Annotated in this window: 4 protein-coding genes; 3 read left to right on the forward strand and 1 reads right to left on the reverse strand. The window is 69.5% G+C overall.

What is annotated here, in order from left to right:
- The first annotated feature begins 211 nt into the window (after positions 1 to 211).
- From FV223_RS30800 to FV223_RS24485, 3 genes are all read left to right on the forward strand, one after another.
- Entirely contained in the window at positions 212 to 361 is a 150-nt protein-coding gene (locus FV223_RS30800) for a hypothetical protein (protein WP_187274809.1), read from the forward strand.
- Between the two features lie 218 nt (positions 362 to 579).
- Positions 580 to 1539 carry a transporter gene (locus FV223_RS24480; protein WP_147729404.1) on the forward strand — a complete coding sequence of 320 codons (960 nt, stop codon included), beginning with the start codon at positions 580 to 582 and terminating at the stop codon, positions 1537 to 1539.
- Positions 1540 to 1758: 219 nt separating this feature from the next.
- Complete coding sequence (locus FV223_RS24485; RefSeq protein ID WP_147729405.1) at positions 1759 to 2319, forward strand: fasciclin domain-containing protein; 561 nt, start codon at positions 1759 to 1761, stop codon at positions 2317 to 2319.
- A gap of 127 nt (positions 2320 to 2446) precedes the next feature.
- Here FV223_RS24485 and FV223_RS24490 read toward each other — a convergent pair.
- The coding region (locus FV223_RS24490; RefSeq protein ID WP_187276234.1) for an anti-sigma factor at positions 2447 to 2789 on the reverse strand (343 nt) is incomplete at its 5' end.

The following is a 2789-nucleotide window of genomic DNA, read 5'->3' on the forward strand; positions in this document are numbered from 1 at the left end:
GCGGTGGCGCGGCCGGCCGCGGAGTAGGCGCGCCGCGCCCTTCCGCCTCCCGGCGATGGGGACATCCGCTCGGCAAGATCTGCCGAGCGGTCGCGCCGCATCGGCGTCCGATTCGGCCTGTCTCGCGGCCGATCCGCCCGTCCGGGCACGGCCCGACCGTCCGATCGCGACTTACGGAGCCCGCCGGCGCGGGCCGGGACGTCCCCCCGGGATGGCGATCGGTCCCGCCGGGCTTGCCGAATCCTCCCGCTACGCTTCCCCCGACAAGAGCCTGAAACGGATGCGCTATTCTGCCGAATCCGGCTTCTCCGAATGCAATTTCTGCGACCATCGCTCGGCCGCCGCACCGCAGCAAGGTTGAGGCATTTGGGCAACGGTTCGGCTCTCGCTGTCCAGATCCGAGGCATTCCACTGTCTTTCCCAAGCGCTCTGTAGAATAGTTATCAGCGTTGAGACACGGGCCGGCTTCGTAGGGGGCGCTTGGCACATCTCGCACGGGAGCCGCGCAGACGGCAGACCGGCAAGGTAGTGCAGAGGCGGCGGGACGAAGTTCGGAAATCCTTGGGAAGGAACGAGAAAATGATGAAGACCTGGCTTGCCGCAGGTGCGGTCGCCCTCACCGTCGGCATGAACACCAGCGTTCAGGCGACGCCGTCCACGCAGCCCGGCGAGCAGGTCGGTCTCGCCTACGGCCCGCTGCCGGAAGGCGTCTACGCGATCAACACCTTCAGCACCGGCCGCGGCGACGCGCGCAACAGCCCGGACGTCGGCGTCAACGTGCCGATCCTGGTCTGGTCGACCGGCTTCAAGGTCCTCGGCGCGAGCATCATGCCGGTGATCGCGGTCCCGTCGGTGTTCGTGGGCACGAACAACGCGGCCGGCGTCCCGAACCAGGACCAGAGCTACTTCTACAACCCCTTCATCGGCAACATCTTCGCCTGGGATCTCGGCAACAAGATCAGCACCGCCTACCTCGTCGGCGCCTACATCGGCGTCGGCGACCGCGGCTCGCTCTGCAACGGCACGCTGACCGCCGGCTGCACCCCGGTGCTGCCGCAGAACGCCTCCACCTCGATCCGCAACACCGGCGCGATCTCGTACACCGGCGACGGCTACAACCTGACCGCGGCCCTGACGCACATCTTCTACGTCGACGACGCGGCCCGCTTCGGCGGTCAGTTTGCGGCGCTGGGCCCGATCGTGAACGCCGACGGCCTCTACCTCGACCTGACGGCGACCAAGACCTTCGGCAAGTTCGAGATCGGCGCCGTGGCCTACGGCTTCACCGACCTTCCGATCAACCGGAACCGCGGCGCAGCCTTTGCGGCCTATCAGCGTCAGGGCACGTTCGCGGCCGGTGGCCTCGTCGGTTACGACTTCGGCGCGTTCAAGGCTCAGGTGTTCGTGACGCGTACGGTCGCCGATCGCGGCGTCGGCGCCTTCGCCGACGAGACCCGCGGCTGGTTCCGCATCATCGCGCCGCTCTACACGGCGCAGGCCGCCGCCGCCGCGCCGGTGCCCCTGATGCGCAAGTACTGAGGCCGGGAGACGCGGCGGGTCCGGCAGGATCCGCCGCCGACCGAGGTCGAAGCAGAAACCGCCCGGTCCGCGAGGACCGGGCGGTTTTTCTACGTTTCGGACGACGCCGCGCCCGATGCGCGACCGGAATCGATCCCGCCCGAAACCTTTCCGTGCGAGGCTCCGTAAGGCCGCCCGTAGCCCCGCGCACCGGGGCCCTACGAACGGTCAGGATACCCCATGACGCAGCATCACGCCTCCCGCTTCGCCACCTTCGCCCTCGCGCTCGCCCTCGGCGCCGCGCCGGTCGCGGCCTTCGCCAAGAACCCGATGGTCGGCGGCGCGCCGATGTATGCCAACAAGACGATCGTCGAGAACGCGGTCAACTCCAAGGATCACACCACGCTCGTGGCCGCGGTGAAGGCCGCCGGCCTCGTCGACACCCTGTCGGGCCCGGGCCCGTTCACCGTGTTCGCCCCGACCAACGCCGCCTTCGCCCGCCTCCCGGCCGGCACGGTCGAGACGCTGGTGAAGCCCGAGAACAAGGCCACGCTCACCAAGATCCTGACCTACCACGTCGTCCCGGGCGTCTACACCGCCAAGGAGCTGATGGCCGAGGTCAAGAAGGGCGGCGGCGAGGCCCAGCTCAAGACCGTCGAGGGCGATCCCCTGGTGGTCACGTCCAAGGGCAAGAAGGTCTACGTGACCGATGCCAAGGGCAACACCGCCACCGTCACCATCGCCAACGTGATGCAGTCGAACGGCGTCATCCACGTCATCAACGGCGTGCTGCAGCCCTGATCGCGACCGCCGCGCTCCGGCCGAGGCGCCGGAGCGCTGCACGACGAGGAACACCCCGGGCCGCGCGGTCCGGGGTGTTCCTCGTTCCGGCCTCGGTCATCGGGGTCGGGTCACGCGGATGCCCGCCTCACTCGCGGATCAGCGTGCCGGAATAGACCACCGGCCCGGTCGGGGCGCCGTTCGGCGATCCGCCCGGCGGCTCCACCGTCACGGCGATGAGCCCGCTCGCCGCGGTCTCCGCCGGCAGGGCGATCCGGGTCGCCGAGGCGCCGACGAGGCCGATCGCCTTGGGGGACGCCCCGGAGCCGATGTACCAGAGCTCGAGGCTCTTGCCGGACGGGGTCTCGGCGCCCACCGGGCGCACCTCGGCGGTGCCCGTGGCCGTGTCGATCCGCAGCACGAGGGCTGCAGCACGCCGTTGATGACGTGGATGACGCCGTTCGACTGCATCACGTTGGCGATGGTGACGG

The organism is Methylobacterium sp. WL116 (assembly GCF_008039455.1).
Taxonomy (GTDB): domain Bacteria; phylum Pseudomonadota; class Alphaproteobacteria; order Rhizobiales; family Beijerinckiaceae; genus Methylobacterium.